At 37.8% G+C, this 22,059-nt stretch carries 16 protein-coding genes; 9 read left to right on the top strand and 7 right to left on the bottom strand.

Annotated features, from left to right (window positions below):
• Positions 1-73: 73 nt before the first annotated feature.
• Together pflB and pflA are read left to right on the top strand one after the other, a co-directional pair.
• The gene (pflB, locus tag IKK64_01850; protein MBR4118805.1) at positions 74-2,314 is read left to right on the top strand and encodes a formate C-acetyltransferase; all 2,241 of its coding nucleotides are present in this window, start codon (positions 74-76) and stop codon (positions 2,312-2,314) included.
• A 6-nt stretch (positions 2,315-2,320) separates the two neighbouring features.
• On the top strand, positions 2,321-3,046 hold the full coding sequence (pflA, locus tag IKK64_01845; protein MBR4118804.1) for a pyruvate formate lyase-activating protein: 726 nt from the start codon (positions 2,321-2,323) through the stop codon (positions 3,044-3,046).
• Here the strand turns inward: pflA and IKK64_01840 are convergent, their stop codons facing one another.
• From IKK64_01840 to IKK64_01830, 3 genes are all read right to left on the bottom strand, one after another.
• The gene (locus IKK64_01840; protein MBR4118803.1) at positions 3,047-4,537 is read right to left on the bottom strand and encodes a potassium/proton antiporter; all 1,491 of its coding nucleotides are present in this window, start codon (positions 4,535-4,537) and stop codon (positions 3,047-3,049) included.
• Between the two features lie 115 nt (positions 4,538-4,652).
• Positions 4,653-5,546: a cation transporter gene (locus IKK64_01835; protein ID MBR4118802.1), complete on the bottom strand. Its 894-nt coding sequence runs from the start codon at positions 5,544-5,546 to the stop codon at positions 4,653-4,655.
• A 22-nt stretch (positions 5,547-5,568) separates the two neighbouring features.
• Positions 5,569-6,417: a hypothetical protein gene (locus IKK64_01830; protein ID MBR4118801.1), complete on the bottom strand. Its 849-nt coding sequence runs from the start codon at positions 6,415-6,417 to the stop codon at positions 5,569-5,571.
• 372 nt (positions 6,418-6,789) lie between these two features.
• Here IKK64_01830 and IKK64_01825 point away from each other — a divergent pair, with 372 nt between their 5' ends.
• The 4 genes from IKK64_01825 to IKK64_01810 all read left to right on the top strand — a co-directional run bounded on the left by IKK64_01825 (position 6,790) and on the right by IKK64_01810 (position 10,572).
• Positions 6,790-7,272 carry a PASTA domain-containing protein gene (locus tag IKK64_01825; GenBank protein MBR4118800.1) on the top strand — a complete coding sequence of 161 codons (483 nt, stop codon included), beginning with the start codon at positions 6,790-6,792 and terminating at the stop codon, positions 7,270-7,272.
• A gap of 13 nt (positions 7,273-7,285) precedes the next feature.
• A complete protein-coding gene (locus IKK64_01820; GenBank protein MBR4118799.1) occupies positions 7,286-8,338 on the top strand; it encodes an RluA family pseudouridine synthase in 1,053 nt (350 codons plus the stop codon).
• Between the two features lie 102 nt (positions 8,339-8,440).
• On the top strand, positions 8,441-9,427 hold the full coding sequence (locus tag IKK64_01815) for a D-alanine--D-alanine ligase (protein ID MBR4118798.1): 987 nt from the start codon (positions 8,441-8,443) through the stop codon (positions 9,425-9,427).
• A gap of 8 nt (positions 9,428-9,435) precedes the next feature.
• A complete protein-coding gene (locus IKK64_01810; protein MBR4118797.1) occupies positions 9,436-10,572 on the top strand; it encodes a 1-acyl-sn-glycerol-3-phosphate acyltransferase in 1,137 nt (378 codons plus the stop codon).
• Between the two features lie 61 nt (positions 10,573-10,633).
• On the opposite strand, the gene IKK64_01805 is transcribed toward IKK64_01810, so the two are convergent.
• From IKK64_01805 to IKK64_01790, 4 genes are all read right to left on the bottom strand, one after another.
• Positions 10,634-11,245 (bottom strand): threonylcarbamoyl-AMP synthase, encoded by a 612-nt coding sequence (locus IKK64_01805; GenBank protein ID MBR4118796.1) that lies wholly within the window; start codon positions 11,243-11,245, stop codon positions 10,634-10,636.
• Between the two features lie 75 nt (positions 11,246-11,320).
• On the bottom strand, positions 11,321-12,535 hold the full coding sequence (locus IKK64_01800) for a bifunctional 3,4-dihydroxy-2-butanone-4-phosphate synthase/GTP cyclohydrolase II (GenBank protein MBR4118795.1): 1,215 nt from the start codon (positions 12,533-12,535) through the stop codon (positions 11,321-11,323).
• A 2-nt stretch (positions 12,536-12,537) separates the two neighbouring features.
• Positions 12,538-14,445, bottom strand: coding sequence for an LptF/LptG family permease (locus IKK64_01795; protein ID MBR4118794.1), 1,908 nt, complete (start codon positions 14,443-14,445; stop codon positions 12,538-12,540).
• Between the two features lie 243 nt (positions 14,446-14,688).
• Positions 14,689-15,072, bottom strand: a complete 384-nt coding sequence (locus IKK64_01790; protein MBR4118793.1) for a hypothetical protein — start codon at positions 15,070-15,072, stop codon at positions 14,689-14,691.
• 451 nt (positions 15,073-15,523) lie between these two features.
• Between IKK64_01790 and IKK64_01785 the strand changes: the two genes are divergently transcribed.
• The 3 genes from IKK64_01785 to IKK64_01775 form a co-directional block, all read left to right on the top strand.
• Complete coding sequence (locus IKK64_01785; GenBank protein MBR4118792.1) at positions 15,524-18,796, top strand: SusC/RagA family TonB-linked outer membrane protein; 3,273 nt, start codon at positions 15,524-15,526, stop codon at positions 18,794-18,796.
• A gap of 30 nt (positions 18,797-18,826) precedes the next feature.
• Positions 18,827-20,611: a SusD/RagB family nutrient-binding outer membrane lipoprotein gene (locus IKK64_01780; protein MBR4118791.1), complete on the top strand. Its 1,785-nt coding sequence runs from the start codon at positions 18,827-18,829 to the stop codon at positions 20,609-20,611.
• Between the two features lie 23 nt (positions 20,612-20,634).
• Positions 20,635-22,059, top strand: a 1,425-nt coding sequence (locus tag IKK64_01775) for an Ig-like domain-containing protein (GenBank protein MBR4118790.1), incomplete at its 3' end; no start/stop codon positions are given.

Genomic DNA, 22,059 nt, shown 5'->3' with positions numbered 1-22,059 from the left:
TTGTAGTAATTTTGCACTTGAAAACAAAAAAAAGAGAAAATATAAACATTTTTCAAGGAAAAATTGAATACTTATGAAGTATAGTAATGACAATTGGACAGGTTTTAAGGGTGATGTTTGGCGCGATGAGATAAATGTTCGCGACTTTATTCAATCAAACTACACTCCTTACGAAGGTGATGAGAGTTTCTTGGTGCCATCATCAGAAAAGACTCGCAAAGTATGGAACAAACTAACAGAGATGTTTAAGGAGGAGCGTGAGCGTGGCGTTTATGATGCCGAGACAAAACTTCCTCAAACAATTACAACATACGGACCTGGATACATTGATAAAGAGAATGAGGTAGTAGTAGGACTTCAAACAGATGCTCCTCTTAAACGCGGAATCTTCCCTAAAGGAGGAATTCGTATGGTGGAGAATAGTTTGAATGCATACGGATATGAACTCGATCCTATGACTAAAGAGATATTTACAAAATATCGTAAAACTCATAACGAAGGAGTATTCTCGGCATACACTGAGGAGATGTTAGAGGCACGTCGTTCGGCAATCATCACAGGACTTCCTGATGCTTATGGTCGTGGACGTATCATTGGTGACTACCGCCGTGTTGCTCTGTACGGAACAGCAATCCTTATAGCAGAGAAAAAACACTTCCAGAAACGCTTGGACATCCAAGAGATTACTGAGGAGACAATCCGTAGTCGTGAGGAGGTAAGTGAGCAAATCAAAGCATTAAAGGATTTTGAGAAGATGTGTGCTGGTTACGGATTTGATGTAACACGTCCGGCAAAAGATGCACGTGAGGCTGTGCAATTCGTATATTTGGCATATTTGGCTGCGGTAAAAGATCAAGACGGAGCAGCAATGTCAATAGGACGTACAGCAACATTCTTGGATATATATATTGAAAAAGATATTCGTGAAGGAAAACTAACCGAAGAGGAGGCTCAAGAGTTGGTTGATCAAATGATTATCAAACTTCGTATAGTACGTTTCTTGCGTACTCCCGAATATAACGACCTATTCTCAGGAGATCCTGTATGGGTAACTGAGTCGTTAGGTGGTATGGGACTTGATGGTAGAACATTGGTAACAAAATCATGTTATCGCTACCTTCACACACTTTACAATCTTGGTCCTGCACCAGAGCCAAACTTAACAGTGCTTTGGGCTGAGAGATTGCCAGAGAACTGGAAGAAATATTGTGCAAAGGTATCAATTGATACATCTGCTATCCAATACGAGAACGATGACTTAATGCGTGTTGAGTATGGTGATGATTACGGAATTGCATGTTGTGTATCTCCTATGAAGATAGGAAAGCAGATGCAATACTTTGGTGCAAGAGCAAACCTTGCAAAATGTCTGTTGTATGCAATCAATGGTGGACGCGATGAGATAAGCGGAGTTCAGGTAGCACCACGTTTTGAGCCAATCACAAGCGAGTATCTTGATTACGATGAGGTAATGCGTAAATACTCACAAATGATGCGTTGGTTGGCAAAAGTATATGTAAACGCATTGAAGATAATTCACTATATGCACGATAAATATGCATACGAGGCATTTGAGATGAGTTTGCATGACGGACGTGTGGAGCGTATTCGTGCAACAGGAATTGCAGGATTGTCAATCGTTGCCGACTCATTGGCAGCAATACGCGATTGCAAAGTAAAAGTAATTCGCGATGAGCGTGGTTTGGCAGTAGGATTTGAGCGTGAAGGCGACTATGTTCCTTTTGGAAACAACTGCGATGCAACAGATAAGATTGCAGTTGATATAACTGAGCGTTTTATGGAGTACTTGCGTCAACACGAAACATATCGCAACGCAACTCCAACACAATCAATCCTTACAATTACAAGTAATGTTGTGTATGGTAAGAAGACAGGTTCAACACCTGACGGACGTCAAGGAGGAACTCCATTTGCACCCGGTGCAAACCCAATGAACGGACGCGACATAAAAGGTGCTGTAGCGGCATTGGCATCGGTGGCAAAACTTCCATTCCAACACGCACACGATGGAATATCATATACATTTGCAATATCTCCTGCTGCATTAGGAAAAGAGAACGAAGTGAGAGTAAACAACCTTGTTGGATTACTTGACGGATACTTCACTCCAACAGGAGGACAACACCTAAATGTAAACGTATTTGATTCATCTCTTTTGATTGATGCAATGGAGCATCCTGAGAAATACCCACAATTAACAATTCGTGTATCAGGATATGCTGTAAACTTTGTAAAACTAACAAAAGAGCAACAATTAGACGTTATTTCAAGAACTATCAACCAATCTATGTAATAGTAGATGAACAAGATAGTTGGCAAAATACATTCAATAGAGAGTTTCGGGACCGTAGATGGTCCCGGAATTCGTTTTGTAACCTTCCTTCAAGGATGCCCCTTGCGTTGTGCATATTGTCATAACCCCGATACGTGGGATGCTCATGCAATAACAAAATATGAATATACTCCAAGTCAACTCTTTGATGAGGCAATGCGATATAAAAACTTTATAAAGAGCGGGGGAGTGACACTGACAGGGGGAGAGCCTTTGATGCAACCTGAATTTGTAAGAGAGTATTTTAGATTGTGTAGGGAGGCAGGAGTACATACGGCTCTCGATACGGCAGGCTCTATAATAACAGGGAAGACTCTATCGGTGTTGGACTATACAGACCTTGTACTTTTAGATATAAAGGCTCTTGATGCTGAGTTGTGTAAAAAAGTATGCGGAAGTGACGGAAGTGCAACACTCCGTTTCTTAGATGAATTACAACGCAGAAATATACCCACATGGATACGCCACGTTGTGGTACCAACCCTCACAGATAATGATAACTCTATAAAAAGTTTAATAGAGTATCTGAAACCATATAGCGTAGTTGAGAAGATAGAGTGGTTGCCCTATCATACATTAGGAGTATTCAAATATAAAGAGTTAGGTATTTCTTATCCATTAGAAGGCGTTGAGCCTCTCAGGAAAGAGCGAATTGCAGAGATAAAAAAGATAGAAGAAACGAATGTTTCTTAATTATTTTCCTCCTTTAAAAAACTTCTTTATTTCAAGAGATTTTAGATACTCGCTATCATCTCTCTCATCCTCTTTGATAAATAGCAGAATATCGTTAATGATAATTTCGGTATCTCCGCGGGGAACAATATATTTATCTCCTCGGCGAATCATCATAACTAAAATATCTTTAGGAAGATTAATATCTTTAAGAGTATTTCCCTTAACCAAAAACTCTTCGGTAACTTTTAGTTCAGTAAGTTTTGCTTTAACTTCATCAGGAAGTGCAATATCAAAACCTTTCTCCACCGCCTTAGTTGATAGCCCTAAAAGATTAGCAACCCATGTTACTGTTGTGCCTTGAGTTAAAAGTGAAACAATGGTTATAAAGAATGCAATATTAAACATAATGTTTGCATTCTCTAAACCTTCAACCATAGGATAGGTGGCAAATATGATAGGAACGGCTCCTCTTAATCCAACCCACGAAACGTATGAACGAGCTTTGAGAGATAGTTTGCGGAATGGAGCAAGAGTTGCAAAAATAGCAAGTGGGCGAGAAATAAAAATCATTACGAAGGCAATGATTAAGCCAAATATTGCAATATCCCATAACTCATGAGGATTTACAAGTAATCCCAATGTCAAGAACATCACTATTTGGAACAACCAAGCAACACCATCAAAGAACGATACAAGAGTTCTTTTGTTGTAAATCTTGTTGTTACCCACAACCAAACCTGCTATGTAAACCGCCAAATAACCGTTACCTCCAATAAAGTCGGTAAAGGCAAATACAAAGAATACTAAGGCTAAAAGCAATATAGAGTATAACGATTTATTTTTAAGGTCTATTCTGTTTATAGAGATTACTGTCAAACGTCCAAGTAGATAACCCGATAAAGCGCCCACAATCATTTGTGTAAAGAACATAAAGACAGCCTCTCCTATATTCATATTTCCTGAACTAATCATACCAATAAGTACAATGGTGAGGATATATGCCATAGGGTCGTTACTTCCGCTCTCCAGCTCAAGGAGAGGACGCAAATTCTCTTTAAGACCTTGTTTCTTTGTACTGAATATTGAGAATACCGAAGCAGAGTCGGTTGAAGACATAATAGAAGCAAGTAGCAAAGACTCAAGAAATGACAGATTTACTCCAATAAATTGTGCAATATAGTATATAAACGTTCCCGTTATGCCTGCGGTTAACAATACCCCTATTGTGGCAAGAGTAATACCCTCTGCTGCAACAGGTTTAATATCATCTGTTCTTGTATCCATACCGCCAGAGAACAATATAATACTTAGGGCAATCATACCAATAAATTGAGTGATAGCGGGAGAGTCAAATTGAATACCCACACCATCACTTCCAAATAGCATACCTACCATAAGGAAAAGCAAAAGAGTAGGGGTGCCAAGTTTGGAACTGAATTTACTTGCAATTATACTTACGAATAATAGTATTGAACCTATAAGTACGATATTTTCGGTGCCTAAAATCATTTGTATTTACGAGTCTCTGAGAGTTTATTTATTACTTACAAAAGTAACCAAATTCTTTGATACTTCAAATAATAAAGTCCCTTGTGAAAATTAAAATTATATATTTTTATGAGCACTATTTTGTTGGTTCCATATGTATTCCAATGTGAGTCTTTTCTCCAAATTCATCCTTTAACATCTTCTCAATCCTGCTTGCCACAGCATGAGTTTCGTTAAGCGAGGTGTTACCATCCATTCTGATGTGTACTTCAATGGCAATATGGTTACCAATTCTTCGGGTGCGTAGGTGGTGTGGAGAACTAACCTCTGGAACAGACAGTATTATCTCTTCTATTCGTTTTTCAACCTCAACAGGTAATGACCTCTCAAGCAGGTCATCAATACAAGGTTTGAGTAACTGAACAGAAACTTTGATTATAAACGCACTGACAATAACGGCGGCAATGGGGTCAAGAATTGCCCATTTCTCCCCAAGACAAACAGCTCCGCAAATACCAACAAAAGTTCCAATTGAAGAGAGAACATCACTGCGGTGGTGCCAAGCATTTGCTATTACTGCCTGAGAGTTAAGTAATTTGCCTTTATGTATTGTGTATCTGAAAAGAATCTCTTTAAGAATGATAGATATTGAGGCGGCAATCAGAGCCAATATGTTTGGAGATTTAATTGCCTCGCCTTTAATGGCATTAACAATAACCTCAATGCCATTAATAAGAATTCCAACTCCAACAAAAAATAGTATAACACCTATTATGGCAGTTGCGAGAGTTTCAAATTTTCCATGTCCGTAGTGGTGCTCTTTGTCTTCGGGTTTGCCTGAAATTTTTACAAACACAACCACAATTATATCGGTGATAAAATCAGAGAGAGAGTGAACGGCATCGGCAATCATAGCACTACTATTGCCCAATATACCCGTCACAAATTTAAAGATAAGGAGAATAAAGTTTACAATACTCCCAATACCTGTTACACGAAATATATCTTTTTCTCTATTCTTCGATTCCATTTAAAAAGAGAGTAGAGGTCTTCTATTTAGTAAGTGAAAATGATTTTTTACCAATCAAATCTCCGTCAGCAAAAATCTCAATTTTGTATGTTCCGGGAGTGAGAAACTCTTCAACTTTCCAATACATATCAACAGCTGTCTCTTCGCTATCGTATGCAATTAGTTTCTTCATAGAGTAGTTGATCTCGCTATCTTCATAACTGAACACGTTATCTATGTTCTTTACCAAAACATCGTTATCGGGTTTTACAATTCTGATATAAACATAGCGTTCACCCGGTTTTGCAGTTATGTTTTTAGCAATCAAGAAATTTATTTGAATATTCTCAATTCTGTCAATTTTAGAGGTCTCTTTGTTTCGTTTGTTAAGGGTTTTGACTGCTATTGCCACAGCATCAAGTTTTGATGCCAAAGTAACCTGATGAGTTAACTCCTCTTTATCCTTCTGGAGAAGCGAAGCGGTTTTTGCGGCCTCTTGATATTTTGTGTTTACAATCTTATTCTCCTTCTCAAGTTTTTGATTAAGAGAGTTTAAAGAGTCTATCTGAATTAAATATCCCTTCATAACACTTCTCAGGGTACTTAACTCTTTCTTTAACTCATTAATACGTTGAGCATTAGAGGCTTTTGTTGTGCGTAGCTCCTCTAAAAGGCGTTGAACTTTAAGTTTCTCGTTTTCAAGTTGTTTAATGAGGGTGTCGTTGTTTATATACATTTTGCTACCCTCAAACTGATCATATTCAAAAGCGAGATTGGCATACTCCGCCTCAAGCGCTCTACGCTCCTCTTCAATGGCAATCTGAGTTTTAAAGTCGTTCATCTCGTTGTGTTGCGAAATTATTAGATATATGGCAACACCCAATATTGCCATAAGTCCAACGCTTACAAAAATCCAGATGCCATATTTGTTCTTTATATTTGAAAAAAACTCTTTCATAATCCAAGTGGTAATTAATATCAATTTATATCTGCAAAGTTAACTAAAAAAGAGACAACAACAAGGTAATTAATTATAAATCTATATAAAAAAAGATTAAGAATATCTTCCATAAATGCAGAGAAGAATGAAAATTCTCTAACCTTTTTGAAATCCCAAACAAAATGGTTAACTTCGCATTTTAAACTAAAGACAAATATGCAAAAGAGAGGTTTAATATCATTTCTTAAAAATCACAGAATATTAACACACTTAATTTTAATGTTTTTTGTGTTGTTAGTAATATTATATTTTGCTGTGAGTTATATGGATGATTATACTCGACATGGAGTTGAGGTTACAGTCCCAGAGATAAAGAACTTGACAGTGGAGGAGGCAATGCCTATATTGGAACGAGAATCTTTAAAGTGTCAAGTAATTGACTCTATATACAATAAAAATCTACGACCGGGAATAATCATAGAGCAGGTGCCTCGTGAAGGTAGTACCATAAAACGCGAGAAAGATATATATGTGGTAATAAATACCGTTATGCCACGTCAGGTGCCATTTCCTGAGATAAAAGATATATCATACCGTCAGGCAATCTCTATGCTTGAAGGAGTGGGATTTCCCAAGCCTGAAATTGAGTTTGTAAAGTCGCAGTATAAAGATTTGGTTGTAGGTGCCAAATATCGCAATAAAGTTGTTCTAGCAGGAGATAAATATCCCTTAACCGCAAAGTTTACTATAATTGTTGGAAAGGGAATGAATTATGAGCCTGCCGATTCTCTTAATATAGAACCCTAATTACTCTTAATCTATGTCACCCGAAGAACAAATCTTTGATGAAGAGCAGTGTGCCGATGAGAACGGAATGTATGAACATTTCCGTTTTGTCGCAGATAAAGGGCAAGGATTATTGAGAGTAGATAAGTTCTTGGTTGCTCGAATGGAGGGAACATCGCGTAACCGAGTACAACAATCTGCTGAGGCAGGGTGTATCTTGGTGAACGGTAAGCCTGTAAAATCAAATTACAGGGTAAAGCCCGATGATGTAGTAACCATTGTAATGGATCGCCCTCGTTATGAGAACGAGATAATCCCTCAAGATATTCCATTAGATATTGTGTATGAAGATGCCGATGTTCTGGTAATAAACAAACCTCCGGGATTTGTAGTACATCCCGGTCATGGTAACAAAGACGGAACATTGGTAAACGCATTGGCATACTACTTTAGGAATAATCCCGATTTTGATGTAAGTGATCCTCGTTTGGGATTGGTGCACCGAATAGACAAAGATACTTCAGGTCTGTTGGTGGTTGCAAAAACTCCCACAGCCAAAACCTCTTTAGGCCGCCAATTTCACGACAAAACAACCTATCGCAGATATTATGCACTTGTGTGGGGAAGAATAGAGGAGGACGAGGGACGAGTTGAAGGAAACATCGGCAGAGATTTGCGAGACAGGTTACAGATGGCAGTATTCCCAGATGGAGATTACGGAAAACATGCAGTAACACACTATAAGGTATTGGAGCGATTTGGATATGTAACTCTTGTGGAGTGCCGATTAGAGACAGGACGTACGCATCAAATAAGGGTGCATATGAAACATATTGGGCATATACTCTTTAACGATGAACGCTACGGAGGTACCCAGATCTTAAAAGGAGTATCAACAGCAAAGTACCGGCAATTTGTACAGAACTGTTTTGAGGTATGTCCACGTCAGGCACTTCATGCCAAAACATTGGGATTTACGCATCCGACAACCGGCGAAGAGTTGCACTTCAATTCAGAGTTGCCAGAGGATATGCAAAACTTGATAGAAAAGTGGAGAGTCTATATGGCGGATAAAAACAAAAGTTAAAAAAATGAGTATAAATCAGTAAAATTATCCGACAGTATATAACTATCTAAACAATAAATTAGTATATTTGAATATTATTTACAATTTTCATAAAGAAAAGGAATGTTTACAAAACGTGTGGCAATAGTAGCAGGAGGGTATTCATCTGAATATCCGGTCTCAATAAAGAGTGCCAATGGAATAAAAACTTTTTTAGAAAACACTTCATACGAAACATATATCGTGAAAATATCGCGAGATGTATGGGAAGTGTTGCTCCCCGATGGAACAACATCGGAGATAGACAAAAACGACTTTACATTTGTTGAAGATGCAAGAATCAAGAAATTTGATTTTGCATATATAACTATACATGGAGTACCGGGAGAGAACGGAGCATTGCAAGGATACTTTGATATGATAGGTATGCCATACTCTTGTTGCGGAGTGTTTGCGGCAGCAGTTACAGCCAACAAATATGCGTGTAACAAATTTCTCTCAACATTTGGTGTAAGAGTATCTCCCTCTGTTGTGATTCGTCCGGGCGACAACTACTCTGTTCAAGAGATAATTGATACTGTAACACTCCCATGTTTTGTAAAACCAAATGAGGGAGGCTCAAGTTTTGCAACCACCAAAGTAAAAGAGGAGGGGGAACTTGCAAAAGCAATTGAAGATGCTTTTAGTGAAGGGGGCAATGTTATAGTTGAAAAATTTATGCAAGGCACCGAAGTAACCTGCGGTTGTTATAAAACTGCAAATAAGCAGGTGGTGTTTCCAATAACAGAGGTTGTAAGTAAAAATGAGTTTTTTGATTACGAAGCAAAATATACAGCCTCAAAAGTTGAGGAGATAACACCTGCAAGAATTCCCGTTGAGGTAGCTAAGGAGGTATCTGAGACAACATCAAAGATTTACGATATAGTAGGTGCTAAGGGAATAATTCGCGTTGATTATATAATAATTGATGGAGAACCATATTTGTTGGAGGTAAATACAACGCCAGGAATGACAGTAACATCGTTTATCCCTCAGCAAATAAGGGCGGCGCAGTTAGAGCCAGGCAAAGTGTTAAGTGAAATTATAGAAGATATATTGCAAAAAAAATAGTTATTCGTATGGATAATTTTGATGACATAAGACCTTTCTTTCCTGAGGAGATGCCAGCGGCTATAGAGGAGTTAATAAAGGAGGAATATTTTAAAAAGGCATTATCGTATGTAATTCCCGATGTGGAATCGTTTTTGAAACGATTATCACAAGTAAAAAGTAACGATGAGTTTCAACAGAATATGCTATTTCCCGTATTAAAATGGTTATTGGGAATAGTCTCTGATGGTATTGATGGAGAGGGGTTCTCTTATATAGAGCAAGATAAAGGATATACCTATATATCAAACCATAGAGATATATTGACTGATGCACTCTTCTTAGCCTATCTCTTATCATCAAAAGGATTAAAAACTCCAGAGATGGCATTGGGAGATAATCTTCTTGTATATCCATGGATGCGAACATTGGTACGACTATGCAAGGGTGTGATTGTTTATCGCAACTTGCCTTTGATGCGAACATTAGAGGAGGCTCGTCGCTTGTCGGGATATATAAATCATACACTGCGTGATAATAAAAACTCGGTATGGATTGCCCAACGCGAGGGCAGAACAAAAGACTCTGATGATAGAACGCAAGAGAGCGTATTAAAGATGCTGTCGTTTGAGGGTGGTGGAGATATGCGAAGCAATATATTGGCACTAAACATTGCACCAGTCTCAATATCTTACGAATATGATGCGTGTGACTATCTTAAAGCGAGAGAGTTTCAACTAAAACGCGATGATGCAGAGTTTAAAAAATCGCCAAAAGATGACTTAAATAGTATGTCGGTAGGTCTGATGTCACGTAAAGGAAAAATAAACTTTGTGATAGCTGAGCCTATTAACTCAAAAGTAGAGGCATTGCCCGAGAATCTGACAAAAGCAGAGTTTTTTACGGCAGTAGCAACAATCATTGATGAATCAATACATCAAGGATATGTATTGTATCCTATAAACTATGCAGCCTATGACTTGCTGAAAGGAACAGATTGTTTTGCTGAAAACTACACACCAGAGGAGAAACAAAAATTCTCAGACTACGTTGATTCGCAAGTTGCAAAGATAACCGATTTGCCATCTCCTGATAAACCATTCTTGCGTTCAAAGATATTGGAGATGTATTCAAATCCGTTGCGTAATAAGCTAAAAGCAGAGTAGAAGAGAGGTCTGTGAAAAGTTACCGGATAAGAGGTTAACTCTGTGGAGTTATCGTAATAAGTTACAGAGAGGGTTCGATAGAGCCTTCTCTTGTTATTTGGGGAGAATCAGTAGTGTAATCAATAATAGCAGAAGGCTCGCTATTACCAATACCTCCATCAATAACAATATCTGCAATACCCTCGTATGCCTCAGCAATAAGTTCGGGGTTGGTGTAGTACTCCTCTTCGCTATCGCTATTTCTTAAGGAGGTGGTGAGTAGTGGGTTGCCTAAGTGTTCTGCAATTTTAACAGGAATAGAGTTTGAAGGAATCCTGATGCCAACACACTTCCTGTTCTTATATATCTTTGGTAGATTGCTGGCGGTAGGGAGAATAAAAGTAAACGGACCGGGCAGATTCTTGCGAAGAATTTTATAACAACTATCACTAATCTTAACATATTTGCTTAGTGAACTCAAATCTGAGCCAATAATTGACAAGTTCGATTTCAAAGGATTTACTCCCTTAATTTCGCAAATCTTTTCAACAGCCCTGACATTCAAAGCATCGCAGCCCATAGCATATACCGAATCGGTAGGGTAGATAATAATATTCCCGTCTTTAAGAGCCGTAGCAATTTCATCCAACAATCTCTCATCAGTATTTTTCTCGTATAGGCGAATAACTCTCATAATTGTGATGCTTTGTAAAAGAAAGAGAAAAACATTTGTAAAAATGTTTTCCCCTTTCGTCTGTTAAACTGGTAATTAAATGCCGTCAAGTTTGTGTCCCATACGCTCCTTTTTGGTCTTCATATAGAACTCATTGTAAGGGTTTGTTTCTACTTCAATAGGAACTATCTCCGCAATCTCAATGCCGTAACCCTCCAACCCAATACGCTTAACAGGATTGTTGGTCATTAATCTGAGTTTCTTTAATCCCAACTCTCTTAGAATACTTGCACCAACGCCATAGTCTCGCTCGTCTGCTTTAAATCCCAAGTGAAGATTGGCATCAACAGTATCCAAACCATTCTCTTGAAGTTTGTAGGCTTTAATCTTGTTCATTAAACCAATTCCTCTACCTTCTTGGCTCATATAAACTATAACACCTTTGCCCTCTTTCTCAATCTGCTCCATAGCGCGATGAAGTTGCTCACCACATTCGCATCTCATAGAGCCAAATATATCGCCTGTCATACATGAAGAGTGAACTCTTGTCAATACAGGCTCATCATTACTCCACTCTCCTTTTATAAGAGCAATATGTTCTGCGTTGTTAGATATTTGTCTAAAAGGAATAAGTTTGAAGTGTCCCCATTTAGTAGGCATATCAACCTCTTCTCCTCTCTCTACTAACGATTCCTTTTGTAGGCGGTATGCAATCAGGTCTTTGATTGAGACAATCTTTAATCCCCACCTGTCGGCAACCTCTTTAAGTTGAGGAAGTCTTGCCATTGTACCATCCTCGTTGATGATTTCAATAAGAGCGGCAGCAGGGAATAGACCTGCCAAACGAGCCAGATCAACAGCTGCTTCGGTGTGTCCTGCTCTGCAAAGAACACCTCTTGAACGAGCTCTTAGTGGTGAAACGTGACCGGGTCTTCCCAAGTCGGAAGGTTTAGTGTCGGGGTTTGCAAGAGCCTTAATAGTCTCTGCTCTGTCAAACATTGAAACACCGGTTGTGCAACCACCACCAATCTTATCTACCATAACGGTAAAAGGAGTCTCGTGAATAGAAGTATTGTTGCTTACCTGCATAGGTAAGTCAAGCTCAATGCAACGCTCTTCGGTAATTGGAGCGCAAAGAACACCTCTTCCGTAGGTCATCATAAAATTGACCTTCTCCGGAGTAATTTTTTCTGCGGCAATAATAAAGTCGCCCTCATTCTCACGATCCTCATCGTCAACCACAATAACAAACTTACCCTCTTTAAAATCAATCAGAGCCTCATCAATAGTGTTCAATATAATATCTTCCATAATTATGCAATTATATTTTCGTTCTTAAATTCTTTTTCGATAATAGCTAAAATATCTTTGTTATTTTTTCTTATAACAGCAATCTCTCTCCTTAAAAGTTTCTGCTCGTAAATACCAATAAAATATATTGGCAACGACAAAGGTAATAATAAAGCAATGAAAAAACCAAGTTTTTTATTTTTACAAGGATAATAAAGCAATAAATCTCTAATAATAGGGTAGTCCATCAACTTTAAAACTACCAATCTCGATTTGGAATATTGGGCATACTCAACAAAACTCTCTAAAGAGTCCCTCAGTTCGCTTAAAAGAGATCTATTATACCCCTTTTGCCAATAAGAGAATAAGCTCTGTATGCGTTTACCATAATCATTTTGAATCTGAATACATAGATTCTCAAGATGATTAACTCTTTCAATAAGTCCGCTCTTATCAACATCTATCATTGCAATCTCTTTCAGCTCCACAACACGAGCGGTATGTCTTCCAAATAATTTTCTGAAGAAGTTCCGATAAGCATCCTTGTTGAATACTGCGGAGTCGTTTACTGCTTTGTAAGTGAAAAATATACCCAAAGGCAATAGAACGGCAGAACTTAACCATAACCCTTGCCAAACCTCCCAAACACCATCGCGGGCAAGTTTGTAGGCTGAGTTGTCGATTATGTAATAGAAAATAAATAATATTACCGATACCACAATAGGAGTTCCCAATCCACCCCTTCCGATAATAGCGCCAAGAGGTGCACCAATAAAGAAGAAGATAAGGCACGCAAATGAGAGTGTAAATTTCTTGTGCATCTCAATCTCGTGTCTTCTGATTACAGTCTTCTGCTCTTTTGCTCTATAACTTTTGAATTCATATTCCTGTTTTATGGTTCTTGCTTTGCTTAAAGCTTTGTTGGTCCAGTTCTCACGTTGTTGAATTGAAGCCGAAGCATAAACATCGTCAATGTTGAACTCTTCAAGCGAAGTCTTGGGGGCAGGTGCTGAAGAAGAGCGTTCAATAATATTATAATACGACGAAGTTTTAAGTTCATTTCCAATATTAACACCAATGCTGTCTACAATATACGACATAGAGTCGATAGAGTGTTTGAGTTCTGTAATATTCTTTCCAACATATTTATTTGCCATAGTGCTTTCATCAATACGATTAAAACCACCATCAAACGGAATAAGTATCTCTTTCAGCGAAAAAACCTCTCGGCGGTAAGGTACAGAAGTGGTTGCTGCCTCTTGCGATTTAAGATTTTCAAAAGACTCACCACTATTAAGTGTTAGAAACAGAAATTGTTTATCATCAGTAAACTTTAAACTGCCCGAGTCGGCAACAATAATCATTGCATTCTCTGCACCCTTTGAAATGTCATATATGGTAATACCATACATCATATTTTTCTTGTTGTCCTTCTTTTTTACAAAAATGTTGTATCCTTCAATTTGGTTATAGAAAACCCCTTCGGGAATATCCAGCGCCGGAGATTTCTGTTTCATTGAGTATAGCAGACTCCACATTTTAACCTGAACAGTTGGCAATACATTATTTTGGAAGAAAAAAGCACCAACAGCAATTATTGAAATAGAGATAATGAGTGGGCTCATTATTCTGAAGAGCGAAACCCCCGATGCCTTGATGGCGAGTAACTCAAACCTTTCGCTAAGGTTGCCAAATGTCATAAGCGAAGCAAGAAGTATTGCTAATGGAAGAGCCAAAGGAACCATCGAGGTTGCGGCATAGAAAAACATTTCTGCCAGAACGCTAATCTCTAAACCTTTACCTACAAAATCTTTAATGTGTTGCCATATAAATTGCATCAACACAATAAACAGACAAATCATAAACGTCATAAGCAGAAGCGGAAGAAAGGTCTTCAGTATAAAAAGATATAGACGTTTAATCTTAAACATGCTAAAAGTCGGTTATGGTAATATTAGTAAAAATATAGTCGTATTGCTTATATCGGTGGCAAAGTTACTAAAAAAATGCAAGTTTTTTGCCTATAATACATTATTTATAATATAATAATAAAAATAAGCACCAATCCTTATATTGAATTAGCGCTGTATTTGGTATGTAATTGAGGAGTGCTTTGGCAAATTACCCCTAATTAATCTGGTATAAGAATTAAAAAAAAGAGTTTGAGGCGAAAGTTAAGCACCCAAATTCTTTCGTAGGATAGCAACCTGCTCATCCCATAAATCAATATAGTCCTTAATCTCCTCTTTGTTGGCAAAGTCCGATATGATAAGAGTAATATTCTTTGTCAGTTCGTTTTGAACAAGTTTGAATTCAAAATAGTTCTTTTTGTTACACTCATCATCCCACCTTAATTTAATATATGCACCACTCTTGATTGCTATTTGAGTAGCAGTTCGTTTCTCGTTGTTCCAATAGAATGAGAAGTGTTTTCCGTCAACCTCAACCCTGTCTGCAAACCACGAGGCAAGACCGTCGGGTGTTACTATATGATTCCATAAAAAAGTTGAAGAAACATTGTTAAAATCGTACTCAATTGAAAAAAGAATCTTATTCATAGCCGTATAATTAAATTAGGGTGTATGTAATAGGTGTTTTTTTAGAATAACAAAAAAGTTAAAACATTGATGTAAAATTTAATACAAATTATTAAAAAATGAGGATGTTTGTAACTCCCTTTGCGAATATATAAATAATTTTTTGTTTTCTTAAAACACTCTAAAAAAAAATAGTGTTTTTTTTATTGTAAAACTTACTACATATAGAAAAAATGTTTATATTTGCAGATGATAATACCTTGTGTGAGAAGTGTCTTTGTTAATAGAAAGAGGGCTTTTGAGTTAATTTTAACAATTGGCAAAATCAAGGATTGAGGTATATAATATTGTAACGTCTTAACTTGTAAAGTGTTGTAGGAATTTGTGCTGAGAAAAAGCAAGGAGTAAAGATGTGCGTTTTTGTGTGAAAGAGAGAGATAATATAATCATATTTAATAACAAAATCATATTTATGAGAAAAGAAAGTCTTTGTATCGTAAGATTGGCAAAACAAGCCTTTGCCAATCTATGTCCTGGTTTTCTTATGAAAGCAGGATTGAGTCTTCTTTTTGCAGCATTATTGCCATTATCGGCAAACGCTGTTCATAAAGCAGATGCCTCTGCCTCAGTTGAGGGTGTAGAGCAAGCATCAGGCTTTGTGGTAAAAGGAAACGTAATTGATGACACCAAAGAACCTCTTATTGGTGTGAGTGTAATGGTTGAAGGTACCTCAATAGGTACAACAACTGACTTTGACGGAAATTATGAACTTAAGATTCCCGATGGAAAAAAGACCTTGGTCTTCTCTTATATCGGTTATTCTGATCAAAAGATTCCCGTAAAAGGAAGAACCCAGATTGATGTAACAATGAGCGAAGATGAGCAAGTGCTTGCTGAGGTTGTTGTAACAGCGATGGGTATCGAGCGTAAAGCAGAGTCACTAACCTATGCAACACAACAAGTAGGAGGTAAAGAGTTAACTCGTGCAAAAGAGTCAAACTTCATCAACTCATTGCAAGGAAAGATGGCTGGTCTTACAATTACACCAAACTCATCAGGAGCAGGAGGTGGATCATCAAAAATCATCCTTCGTGGACAAACATCAATGTTGGGTAACAACCAGCCTCTAATCGTATTAGATGGTATTCCATTGTCAAACGGTTTGTCAGCACAAACTTCAGAGATCGCTCTTGAAGGAGGACGCGATGGTGGAGATATCCTTTCAACAATCAACCCTGATGATATTGCAAGTATGTCAGTCCTAAAAGGTCCCAATGCGGCAGCACTTTATGGATCAGCAGCAAACAATGGTGTAATCATCATCAATACAAAAGGTGGACGTGAAGGTAAGATAAGAATTGACGTATCAAGTAACATTACACTTGAGACACCTCTATTCACATTCGACAAACAAACAGTATTTGGAACAGAGATGGCTACTCAAGGACCACTTTTGAATGGATGGGGAGATTTGGCATCAAACTATACAGACGATCAATTGGCACAATATCCATATTTGACTCGTACTCCTAAGAACCAAATCAACGACTTCTTTAAAGTAGGTCAAACATACAACAACTCAATATCATTAAGTGGAGGTACAGAGCATACAACATCTTACTTCTCTTATGGTAACACAGTACAAAAAGGTTTGTTGGAGCGTAACAAATTCGTTCGTCACAACATTTTGTTCAAAGAGACATTCAACGCATTCAATAACAAATTGAAAATTGACCTTTCTCTTAACTATATTACACAAAGAACACAAAACCGTCCTGTAATTGGTAAAGTATTCAACCCATTAACAGGATTGTATCGTATGCCAACATCTGCTGATTTGCGTTTCTTTAAACAAAACGTAACACACATAGCAACAGCGGAAGATGACATCACTAAAAAAGATGGAAAGAACCTAATAGGATTGCCAATCCAAACATGGCCTGTATCATTCTCAGGATCACCTTGGGTAAACAACCCATACTTTATGCAACAAGCAATTGATGATGACGCAAACCGTGATCGTATCTTGGCTAACGTAACAGCAAAATACGAAATCATCAAAGGTTTAGATTTGCAAGCACGCGTGAGTCTTGACAAAACAATGGACAGAAATTACCAATATCGTCAACCATCAATTTGGGCAGACCCTGTACAATATGCGTTTGCACACTATTATAGTGGAGAGAGTTCATCAAGAGACATCTACTCAGACTATTTGTTGACATATAACAAAGAGTTTAAAAACATCTCTTTCAATGCAACATTAGGAACAAGTTTCAAGAGAACAAAATCTTCTAACACTTCAATCACAAAATGGACCGACTCAACATTCGTATATCCTAACATTGCATGGCCGGGTATGGGTAATATGAGTGGTAACGCTAAAAACATATTATTAGGAGCAACTGCATCAGGAGTAAATACAAACTGGGAGACAGCAATATTTGCAACAGCACAAGTTGGATTCTGGGGTAAAGCATACATCGATGCATCATTCCGTAACGACTGGTCAAAAGCATTCCAACAATTTACAACTGACGGAGGTTATAAATCATTTGCATACTGGTCAGTAGGAGGTAACATCCTTCTTGATCAACTACTACCACGCAAATTGCGTAATGTTAATCAAATGAAAGTTCGTGCATCTTACTCAGTAGTGGGTAACTCAATTCCTTTGTCTGATTACAACGCACAAACAATCGATCCATTATCAGGATCAATTTCACCACGTCCGGCATCATTTGATGATCCTAAACCAGAGACAACTGAGGGTATTGAGGTTGGATTTGATGGAATATTCTTCAAGAACAAATTTGACTTTGATGTTACATACTATCAAAACACCATGTCAAACCAATACTTGAACATTACAACAGCATCAGGGCAATCTAAACCTATTAACTCAGGTAAAGTTCGTAACCGTGGAGTTGAGTTTACTGGAAACTACCATATGAAATTTGGAAAAGATTTCCGTTGGACAACAGGAATCAACTTTGCATACAACGATAACAAAATTCTTGAGACTTACACACCAGCAGACGGTGGACAAGTAGAGATTGTAATTGGTGCATCATCATTCGCAATCCAATCTAAATATAAAGTAGGTGGATCATACGGAGACCTTTACGGAAAAGACTTCTTATACAGACCTGACGGAACAATTCAATTAGATGCTGACGGACGTCCAATGTATGATAATAAATTTACCAAATTCATTGGTAATACAACATCTAAATTTACATACGGATGGAACAACACATTCTCTTGGAAAGGTCTATCAGTATATATGTTGATTGATGGTAAGGTTGGAGGTAAAGTAGTGTCATTGACAGAGGCAGACTTAGACTTCTACGGATTATCACAACGCTCTGCTGATGCACGTCTATCGGGCGAGACAATGATTTGGGATGGAGTTGAGGTTGCTGCAGTAACACTTCCAACAGGACAACAAGTTCCTGCTCGTGCATACTACGAGGCAGTTGGTACAAACCAAACTGAGTGTATCTACGATGCTTCTAATATCCGTTTCCGCGAGATTTCAGTAGGTTATACATTCTATGATCTATTCGGAGTTTCTAAAAACCTTTCAATCTCATTGGTAGGACGTAACCTTGGATTCATTTATAAAAATGCTCCAGTCGATCCAGATATCTCAATGACAGCAGGTAACAACTTCGGTGGTGTTGAATCATACGCATTGCCAACAACACGTAGTTACGGATTTAATATAAAACTTACATTCTAATGTAAATAAACGAGAAAAGATATGAAAATTATGAATAAATCAATTTCAATATTCGCAACTTTGTTTGTAGCGTTGTTTCTCTTCTCTTGTGGCGAAAAGCAAACATTAAAAATGTGGCAAATTGTAGATGATTCACAAGACGTTACAAACCAAGGACAAGGAACAGTTGATATAACTGTCCTAAAAGGAGAGTTGCAAAAGGCAATGACCGATGAGAAATCAAGTGTTATATCAACAAGTCCTCACGGTTATCAATATACTAACTCAAACTCAGTTGACGTATTTGCCGGATATACAACAGTAAGTAAGAGTGACTTCCAATATGGACCAGCGCTATTCCATACATACCAATGGCCTAATGGATATTATGGTTCAGCATGTAGTATGGGACCCACAAGTGCATTGTATAACACTTACACATACGCTGAGTCACTTGGAGTACCTGAGTACAAAGCTTTGGCTCAAATCATCTATGCACAAACAGCACTTCACGCTGTAAATAGTGCAGGTTGTGTACCTTACGAAGACAACCGTAAATTGAAAGTATCACGTCCTCTTAAATATTCTTCACAAGAGGAGACATACAATTTGATACTTGCCGATTTGGACGAAGCAATCAAAACTCTTGAGACAGTACAACCCAAAAAAGAGGCATTCATTGATGTAGAAGGAGATTCTTACGACAAAGGTGATGCTAAATATGCTTTCTCTGAGTATCGTTGGGAAAAATGGGTACAACTTGCAAATACCATTAAATTGCGTATAGCAATGTATTTAGCAAAACCAAATCCAACACTTGCACAACAAGTTGCTTCAGAGGCATTGTCCGATGGAGTACTTACTGAGGATTTTGGTCCTACATACAAAGAGGGTATAACAGCTCACCCATATCATCAGATTTCAGCTCAAAAAGGAGGATGGGGCGATAGCCACATGAGTGCTTCTTTTGAGAACATTATGAAACGTACCGGAAATCCATTGATTGCGAAATTCTTTGACAAAAACTATGGAGATGTAACATGTAAAGTAACTGGTAAAAAAACAAAAGCACTTACAGACTACTACGGAATCCGTCAAGGAACAAACGTAGGAGTTCGTACTCAAGGTGCAGGATACTATAACTTCTCAGGAATCTCACTATCATTCAAATATGAGCGTCAATTATGGGTAACAAAAGAGGAGGTTATCTTCTTGAAAGCAGAGGCTGCTCTACGTTGGGGATTAGGAGGAGATCCTAAAGCATTATACGAAGAGGGAATCCGTTCAGCATTTGCTAAATATGGATATAGTGCAAATGTAGATTCATATCTTGCGCAAAAAGAGGTTATTCGCCAAAAGAAAGGTACAAAATTCTACGATATTCACTATGTTGACATCTATGATGCAAATAACAATATTGACGGACGTTTAGATATTTGTGTAGCATGGGATGATGCAGACTCAGATGAGACTAAATTAGAGAAAATCATTACTCAAAAATGGATAGCAATTTTCCCCAACGGATTTGAGGCATGGGTAGATTATCGCCGAACAGGTTATCCTCGCTTGTTCCCTTCGGTTCAAGCATGGCAAGGAGTGCCATCATTCCCTGTTGAATTGCAACTACGTCGTATTCCACACGATGAGAGTGATGAGAACATCCTACTATATGACCTTCCAAATATTGAGGCTGCATTGACAATCTTTGGACAACCCGGAGAGAACTCAGGAGGTCAACGTCTATACTTTGAGGGAGATCCCGCAGAGTATCCATATGAATTTGAAACAGGAGAGGATAATCCAAGACTTGGATGGCCTATACCAAAAAACTTTTAATAATAAAGTAAATACTTAACAATATGATAGCAAGAAAATTATTATTATCAGCATTTGCTTTACTTACCCTTGTATTTGTGGGTTGTAAAGATGATGAACCAGAATTTGTTGCGCTTAACGTTGAGACTAAAGATATCGTAGAGGGTGAAGAGTATCAATTCTACGTAGAATCTTATCAAGGAACAATAGAGTGGAGCATCGATTCTGAGGAAGTGGCTACTATCGACCAAACTGGTAAGGTTAAAGGTGTGAAGGTAGGAACCACTAATGTACGTGCATTACTTTCTAATGGAACTAAGTTAATGGCAGTTCTTACTGTAAATGGAAGAGCTATGGATACAGACTCTATCTCAGTATCAATTGAGACATTAAATCTTGCTGCTAATGCTACAAGTAAGTTTTCAGTTGATATTACAAAGAAAGAGTATTTAGATCAAGAATTATATCCATTACGCTTAGCTTTAACAGAAGTTAAAACAGCTGCTGAGGCAGAAGGTGAGATTCCAAATCCAGCAACAGTAGAGGGAATTTTCCGTCCAGATAGCACAGGATATGATATAATATTCACTGCCGGTGCTAAAAAAGCAGAGTACCTATGTTTGGTTGCTGTTGGAGAATTTGAGCAAGAGATACCCATTATCGTAGATTATGGTGTATATCTATCTCACAATCTAATTATGCCTGATAACCTAAATGATGGTATAGGATTGTTAACATACAAAACTATCAATTTAGGAGAGACATTGAATTACTCTTTCTTCTGTTATTTAGATGGAGCTTCTGATGAGCAAAAAGCCGCAGTTAAGGAGATTCTTCAAAACAAAGAAAATTATGTAGCTGATGGATTAACCCTTGAAATAGGAGACGTAACAATTGATGACAGCGATGATGTTTGGGTTGTTTCTCTTCCATTAACATCAACTGCAAATGTTTATGAGCAAGGAATTATTGCCATAACAATAGAGGATAAAACATTACAACTTAACCTAACATGTGATGATGGTAAGAAATTTAGCGAACTTTACATCTCATTCAACCAAATTAATACATACAGCGAGGAGGTAAAATTAGGAAGTCGCGAATTAAACAACAGTTACCTAAAATATGTAGGTGGAAATGTTGATGAAAGTGCAGAGCCAGAAAGATTCAAAATCATTGTATGGTACACAATGAGTCCAGATGATCGTGGAGATTATATCAATTGGAACTTATCGTTGCCACAAGGTGCAAGTGCTCCTGTGAAATATCTTGGAATGCAAAAAATCAATACTCAACAATTTGAGTTTGAGTTTGAGGTACAAGCTCCGGGACAAGCAAATATTGGATTTACAATTGAGAACCCCAAAGCAGATGATCCTTCATTATCAGAAGAGGACAAAGCATTATACGAGACATACCGTATTCAAACAGCTACTGCTCTTGTAAATGTGATTGACCGCAATACTGTT

The sequence above is a fragment of the Bacteroidales bacterium genome, from assembly GCA_017521245.1.
Lineage (GTDB): Bacteria > Bacteroidota > Bacteroidia > Bacteroidales > G3-4614 > Caccoplasma_A.
The sequence above is the reverse complement of the archived record's forward strand: the minus strand, read 5'-3'. Positions and strand labels throughout refer to the sequence as shown.

Coding starts and splice junctions, on each gene's coding strand:
- pflB (MBR4118805.1), top strand. CDS start 74: ATGAAGTATAGTAATGACAATTGGACAGGTTTTAAGGGTGATGTTTGG.
- pflA (MBR4118804.1), top strand. CDS start 2,321: ATGAACAAGATAGTTGGCAAAATACATTCAATAGAGAGTTTCGGGACC.
- IKK64_01840 (MBR4118803.1), bottom strand. CDS start 4,537: ATGATTTTAGGCACCGAAAATATCGTACTTATAGGTTCAATACTATTA.
- IKK64_01835 (MBR4118802.1), bottom strand. CDS start 5,546: ATGGAATCGAAGAATAGAGAAAAAGATATATTTCGTGTAACAGGTATT.
- IKK64_01830 (MBR4118801.1), bottom strand. CDS start 6,417: ATGGCAATATTGGGTGTTGCCATATATCTAATAATTTCGCAACACAAC.
- IKK64_01825 (MBR4118800.1), top strand. CDS start 6,790: ATGGATGATTATACTCGACATGGAGTTGAGGTTACAGTCCCAGAGATA.
- IKK64_01820 (MBR4118799.1), top strand. CDS start 7,286: ATGTCACCCGAAGAACAAATCTTTGATGAAGAGCAGTGTGCCGATGAG.
- IKK64_01815 (MBR4118798.1), top strand. CDS start 8,441: ATGTTTACAAAACGTGTGGCAATAGTAGCAGGAGGGTATTCATCTGAA.
- IKK64_01810 (MBR4118797.1), top strand. CDS start 9,436: ATGGATAATTTTGATGACATAAGACCTTTCTTTCCTGAGGAGATGCCA.
- IKK64_01805 (MBR4118796.1), bottom strand. CDS start 11,245: ATGAGAGTTATTCGCCTATACGAGAAAAATACTGATGAGAGATTGTTG.
- IKK64_01800 (MBR4118795.1), bottom strand. CDS start 12,535: ATGGAAGATATTATATTGAACACTATTGATGAGGCTCTGATTGATTTT.
- IKK64_01795 (MBR4118794.1), bottom strand. CDS start 14,445: ATGTTTAAGATTAAACGTCTATATCTTTTTATACTGAAGACCTTTCTT.
- IKK64_01790 (MBR4118793.1), bottom strand. CDS start 15,072: ATGAATAAGATTCTTTTTTCAATTGAGTACGATTTTAACAATGTTTCT.
- IKK64_01785 (MBR4118792.1), top strand. CDS start 15,524: ATGAGAAAAGAAAGTCTTTGTATCGTAAGATTGGCAAAACAAGCCTTT.
- IKK64_01780 (MBR4118791.1), top strand. CDS start 18,827: ATGAATAAATCAATTTCAATATTCGCAACTTTGTTTGTAGCGTTGTTT.